Origin of the sequence: Protofrankia sp. CiP1_Cm_nod1 (assembly GCF_920888515.1) — a bacterium.
In the GTDB taxonomy this organism is placed as follows: domain Bacteria; phylum Actinomycetota; class Actinomycetes; order Frankiales; family Frankiaceae; genus Protofrankia.
The window spans coordinates 1-5,637 of record NZ_CAKKTM010000031.1 but is presented as its reverse complement, the minus strand read 5'-3'; the positions used below and the strand labels follow the sequence as shown (position 1 = coordinate 5,637).

Genomic DNA, 5,637 nt, shown 5'->3' with positions numbered 1-5,637 from the left:
GCGCCGCCTCGGCCGACGGCCGCCGGGCCGGCCCGACCGGCCGGGCGGCACCCGCGGCGTCGACCACGGCCACGTCCCCGGCGTGCAGCTCGGACTTGTCCAGCCCGCTCACGGTGACCGCGAGCCGCAGCGGGGCACGGCACAGCACGACCGACAGGTTCCCCGAGGTCGCCCGCATCCAGCCGAGGGACGCGTAGCGCGCCGCCTCCCGGGCCAGCGCCTCGCCCGCGACGCGCAGACCGGCCGGCCACCCGTCGGCGTCCACCGGATCACCAGTGTTCACAAGAACGTCGTCCATCAGAGCAGCACCCGTCGAAACACCATCCACCCACCAGATCATCAATTTCCGCCGGTGTCACCTCCACCGGCACCCGCCCGGCCCCGGACACTGCCTGTCCCACGCCCAGGGACAGCCGGACGGCCTGCCCGGCCGGATGGCCGGATGGCCGGATGGCCGGTCGACGTCCGGCGCGGACCGGCGATCCCACCGCTGGACATACCCGGGCGGCCCCGGCCGGCGGCATATCGTGCTGTGGATGACTCCTGTCGGCCGGCCTGTCTCCTGGACGGGCAACGGCATCCGTCTGCTCGACCAGACCGCGCTGCCCGCCCGGGTCGTCCACCTCGAGGTCACCGACGTGGACGTGCTCGTCGCCGCGGTGCGGCGGCTGGCCGTCCGCGGCGCTCCCGCCCTCGGTGCCGCCGGCGCGTTCGGGGTGGCCCTGGCCGCGGCCCAGGCCGAGCGGGAGAACTGGGACGCGGCCACTCTCGCACGGGCCATCGGCGGCATCCGCGACGCCCGTCCCACCGCCCTCGCGCTCGCTCTCGCGGTGGACGCGGCCCGCCAGCGGCTAGCCCACGGGATCTCCGCGGTCCTCGAATACGCCCACGACCTGCTGGAGCAGGACGAACGGGCGAACCGGGCGATCGGCGCGCACGGCGCGGACTGGCTGCTGCGCAGCGCGTCCCGGCCCACCGGCGCCGTCCACAACACCGGCACCATCCACGACACAGGCACGGGCACAGGCAGCGGTGGCGGTATCAGCGCCGGTACCACCGGCGGGAGGACTCCCGCGACCGTCCCCGGCAGCGACGGCAGCGGCCACACCGACGGCGGTGGTCGCCGTCCGCTGCGCATCCTCACCCACTGCAACACCGGGGCGCTCGCGACCGCTGGCTGGGGGACGGCACTGGGCATCATCCGCGAACTGCACGCCCGCGGGGCACTGGAGATCGTCTATGTGGACGAGACCCGGCCGCTGCTGCAGGGCAGCCGCCTGACCGCCTGGGAGCTCGACGTCGAGAACATCCCCCACCTGGTGCAGGTCGACGCCGCCGCCGCGGGGACGATCGTGCGTGGGCTCGTCGACGCGGCCGTCGTGGGCGCCGACCGGATAGCCGCCAACGGTGACGTCGCCAACAAGATCGGTACTCTCGGGGTGGCGCTGGCCTGCGCGTACGCGCGGATCCCGTTCGTCGTGGCCGCCTCCGCGTCGACCGTGGACCCGGCGACGGCGTCCGGCGACATGATCCCGATCGAGCTGCGGGACGGCGAGGAGGTGCTCGGCCACGCCGGGTCGCGGGTCGCGCCGGCGCGCTCCCGGGCGTACAACCCCGCCTTCGACGTGACGCCCGTGAGCCTGGTGAACGCGCTCGTCACCGAGCACGGGATCGTCGAGGCCGCGCGCGGCCAGCGCCCGCGGCCGCCCGCCCCGCCCCGGTAGGCCGCCGACGCCCCCGACAAGGTCATCGACGCCTCCAGCAAGGTCACCGACCAAGGTCATCGGCATCCCCGACAGGTCATCGGTGTCCCGGTGGGCCGTCGGCCGGTGGCGGTGCCGCGATCAGGGCGGCGGCAGGACGCTGATCTGGGTGAGGCCGCTCACCTCCGGGTGGTCACCCACGCCGCGGTCGTGGTTCGGCTCGCCCGGCCGGCGGACGCCGACCGTCGACCAGCCGGCGGCGCGGGCGGCGTCCAGCTCGTCGACGAGGTCCGAGAGGAAGAGCGTCCGGCCCGCTGGCACCCCGGTCGCCGCGGTGATCGCGGCGTAGGACGACGGCTGCCGTTTCGGGCCCGCCGTCTCGGTGTCGAAATACCCGCTGAACAGGCCACCGAGGTCACCGGCGAGGCTGCGGGCGAACCAGGCGCGCTGCGCGGCGACCGACCCGGACGAGAAGACGTACAGCCGGTGCCCCGCCGCCCGCCAGGAGCGCAGGGCGCCGGCCACCTCCGGGAACAGGTGGGAGGTCAGCTCGCCCGCGGCGAAACCGGCGTCCCAGATCAGCCCCTGCAGGGTCTTGAGCGGAGTGATCTTCTCGTCCGCGTCCAGCCAGGCATCGAGCGCGGTGACGATCCGGGCGGTGTCCGCCGCCGGCTCACCGATCAGCCCGCGGACCTGCGCGAGCGCCCGGCTGGTGTCCGGATGCCGCTGGTGGCTGTCGATCCACGCGCGCAGCCGTGCCCGCGAGTACGGGTAGAGGACGTCGACGACGAAGGATGTCGCGCTGGTCGTCCCCTCGATGTCGACGACGACCGCCTCGGCGGTGACCGTGACGGCGGCGGTCACCGGGCGGCGGCGGCCACGGCGTACAGCGCGTCGAAGTCGGGGAAGCGGGACGCGATGTCGCTGCCGGTGAAGTCACCGACCCAGCCGTCGGCGTCGTGGAAGAAACGGACCGCGGTGAACGACGGGCTGCTGCCCATGTCGAACCAGTGCGTGGTACCCGCCGGCACCGACAGCAGGTCGCCGGCCTCGCAGAGCACCGCGTGGACCTCGTCACCGATGTGCAGGTAGAAGACGCCGGCGCCGGCGGCGAAGAAGCGCACCTCGGCGTCCGCGTGGGTGTGTTCGGCGAGGAACTTCGCCCGCGTGGCGGCGGCCGTGGCCGGCCAGCCGGGCGCCTCGGCCGGATGCAGCGCCACCACGTCCACGAGGACGAATCCCTCGTCGGCGACGACCTTGTCCACCTGTTCCCGGTAGGCGGCGAGCACCGCGTCCTGGCCGGCGTCGGACGGGAGGTCCGCAAGCGTCCACTGGTCGAACCGGACGCCGACCGGCGCGAGGGCGGCGGCGGTCTCGTCCGGCCGGTCGGTGTCGCGCAGCACGCGGCCCGGGTCGTCAGCGGGCCAGGTTGTCAGGTGCGTCATGACGGCCTCCTCCGGTCGTGTCCGCGGCGGGCCTCGGCCCGAGTCCCGCCCTGGCCCGCCAGTCCCAGTGTGACGCCGGGCATGCACCCGCGCTGGCGGCCCGCGAAGCAACGCAACGGGAACGACACACAGAAGCAGCGCAACGGAAACGGCACACGGCGGAGAGCCGCCAGGCACCGTGCCCACCGCGGATGCCGTGCGGGGCCGGGACCGCGCGGGCGGCTGGCGTCCCTTCGGCCACGAAGAACGATCACGACCGCGACGGGACCGGCCGCCGCCGGGCGGCTGTCGTCGCCGGAGCCGCTCATCGCAGTGGGACGGTCACACCTTCGCTGAACGGGCCGTCGTGGAGCTCCAGGTGATCAGGCGTGGCATCGATGGGAATGTCGAAGACGAGGGTGCCAGTGACCTTCTCCCCCTCGGAGATGTTGCCCCAGAGCGAGTTGGAGAAGGCCGCCCGGGACAGCAGCTGGTCGGAGCCGTGCCTGGCGCCAGTGGTGTCGTACAGGCTCTGCGAGGCCAGCGTCAGGGTCCGGTCCGAACCGCCGATGTTGCTGACGGTCACATTGGCCAGGCAATACTGGCCGTCCGGATGCCGGGGGAAGAATCCGGCCTTCAGCTCGTCGACACCGCACTGGACGTTCGTCACGGTGAACTGGAGCTGCCCGTCCCGGACGGGGACACCGATGCCCGCCGCGGGTGCCGGCGATGCCGATGACGTGGCCGCCGGGCTGGTGGGCCTGGTGCCGCCCAGCCCGCCCGGGTCGTTCCCGCTCCCGCCGAGGCTGTCCAGAACGACCCAGCCGACCAGCAGCAACAGGGCCAGCAGGGGGACGAGCAGCCACCACCGGCGGGACCGCCGGCGTGCTGGCGGCGGCGCGGGCGGATACCAGCGCGGCGGCGCGCCGGCCGGCTGGCCGAACTGGCCGGGCGTGCCGAACTGGTTGGGCGTGCCGAACTGGTTGGGCGGGTTGGGCTGGCCGAACCGCGCCGGGCCGCCGGCCTGCGCCGGCTGGTCGAACCCGGCCGGCTGGTCGGCCGTGTAACCGGCGGGGAAGGCCGACGGACCGACCCGGGTCGGCGGCGGGACCGCCGCCATCTGCTGCGTCCAGCCGAGCACCTGGTCGATCGGCGTGGACGCGTTCACGTCGGCGTTGCCGTCGACCAGGCGGAGCAGCAGGTCACGCGCGGCCGGGCGGGAACGCGGATCCTTGGTCAGCGCGGTCTCGACGATCCGGCGCAGCGGCTCGGCGAGCCCGGCGAGGTCCGGCGGCTCGCCGACGATGCGCGCGCCCAGGTCGGCGTCGGCCTGTGGCCCGAACCGCCCCGGCTCGACGAACGGGTGCCGGCCGGTGCCGGCATAGGCGACCAGCAGGCCCCAGGTGAAGACGTCCGCGGGCGGGCCGACCGGGTGGTCGAGGATCTGCTCCGGCGCCATCCAGCCGGACGTCCCGAAGATCAGACCGCGGTCCAGGTCGTGCCGTACCACGCCCGCGGGCTTGGCGATACCAAAGTCGATCACCCGTGGCCCGGACAGCGACATGATGACGTTGGCCGGCTTGAGGTCGCGGTGGACGATCCCCGCGCGGTGGATGGCCGTGAGCGCGGTGGCCACGCCGATCGCGGTCCCGATCAGGGTCGACGGGGGCAGCGGGCCGTCCTCCATGACCACGCGGTCCAGCCGCGGTCCCTCGATGTACTCGGTGACCAGGTAGGGCCGGCTCGCGTCCGGGTCGGCGTCGAGCACCGAGGCGGTGCAGAACGGCGAGACCCGCCGCGCCGCCACCACCTCGTGCCGGAAGCGCTCCCGGAAATCCGGCTCGGCCGCGAGATCCGAACGGATCACCTTGACCGCGACCGGGCGGCCGAGGGTGTCCCGTCCCAGATAGACGGTGCCCATACCGCCGCTACCCAGACGAAAGTCCAGCACGTATCTGCCGACGGACGCCGGATCGCCCACGTCCAACGGCTCCAGTGACTGTGCCGTCGTCCCACCTCCGGCGCGGCCTGGCAGCATCACGTCTGCCGCCGCCGCGCTGATACACGCCTGCTCATAGCCTCATCGTCACTCATCCGGGGCCGGATGGGCAGGTCGACCGCGCGCCAACAACCACCCCGGCGGGGTGTCGAACAGCGGACTGTCGTCCGGCTGACCAGCACGTGGTGGGGCAGCCGGACGACAGCCCGTCGCACAGCATCCAGACAGATACCGAACGCTACTACCATCGCGGTCAGGACGCCGTGCACCACGGCCAGGACGCCGTGGCACGGTCAGGACGTCGGCCGTGTCAGGTCGTAGACGGTCTGCCCGCCCACGGTCCGCGCGGTGAAGCTGCCTTCCACCCAGGACGTGATCTCCCCGAATCCCCGGCCGGGACCGCCGAAGCCACCGGGCCCGGCGAATCCGCCCGCTCCGCCCGCTCCGCCCGGCCCGCCGGAGCCGCCGGAGCCGCCGGGCCCGCCGTCGCCGGAGCCACCCGCGGCGGATG

General features: G+C 73.9%; 6 protein-coding genes. 1 reads left to right on the top strand and 5 read right to left on the bottom strand.

Annotation, left to right across the window (positions count from 1 at the left end; genetic code table 11):
- A partial coding sequence (locus NBX02_RS02030; protein WP_250287376.1) for a class II aldolase/adducin family protein occupies nt 1–298 on the bottom strand: 298 nt, incomplete at its 3' end.
- A 238-nt stretch (nt 299–536) separates the two neighbouring features.
- Between NBX02_RS02030 and NBX02_RS02025 the strand changes: the two genes are divergently transcribed.
- On the top strand, nt 537–1,724 hold the full coding sequence (locus tag NBX02_RS02025) for an S-methyl-5-thioribose-1-phosphate isomerase (RefSeq protein WP_250287377.1): 1,188 nt from the start codon (nt 537–539) through the stop codon (nt 1,722–1,724).
- Nucleotides 1,725–1,844: 120 nt separating this feature from the next.
- Here NBX02_RS02025 and mtnC read toward each other — a convergent pair whose 3' ends face one another.
- The 4 genes from mtnC to NBX02_RS02005 all read right to left on the bottom strand — a co-directional run.
- A complete protein-coding gene (mtnC, locus tag NBX02_RS02020; protein WP_250287375.1) occupies nt 1,845–2,567 on the bottom strand; it encodes an acireductone synthase in 723 nt (240 codons plus the stop codon).
- Nucleotides 2,564–3,148: a 1,2-dihydroxy-3-keto-5-methylthiopentene dioxygenase gene (locus tag NBX02_RS02015; protein ID WP_250287374.1), complete on the bottom strand. Its 585-nt coding sequence runs from the start codon at nt 3,146–3,148 to the stop codon at nt 2,564–2,566. The genes mtnC and NBX02_RS02015 overlap by 4 nt, the downstream gene beginning before the upstream one ends.
- A gap of 304 nt (nt 3,149–3,452) precedes the next feature.
- Nucleotides 3,453–5,108: a protein kinase domain-containing protein gene (locus NBX02_RS02010; protein ID WP_250289727.1), complete on the bottom strand. Its 1,656-nt coding sequence runs from the start codon at nt 5,106–5,108 to the stop codon at nt 3,453–3,455.
- Nucleotides 5,109–5,419: 311 nt separating this feature from the next.
- A partial coding sequence (locus tag NBX02_RS02005) for a hypothetical protein (RefSeq protein ID WP_250289724.1) occupies nt 5,420–5,637 on the bottom strand: 218 nt, incomplete at its 5' end.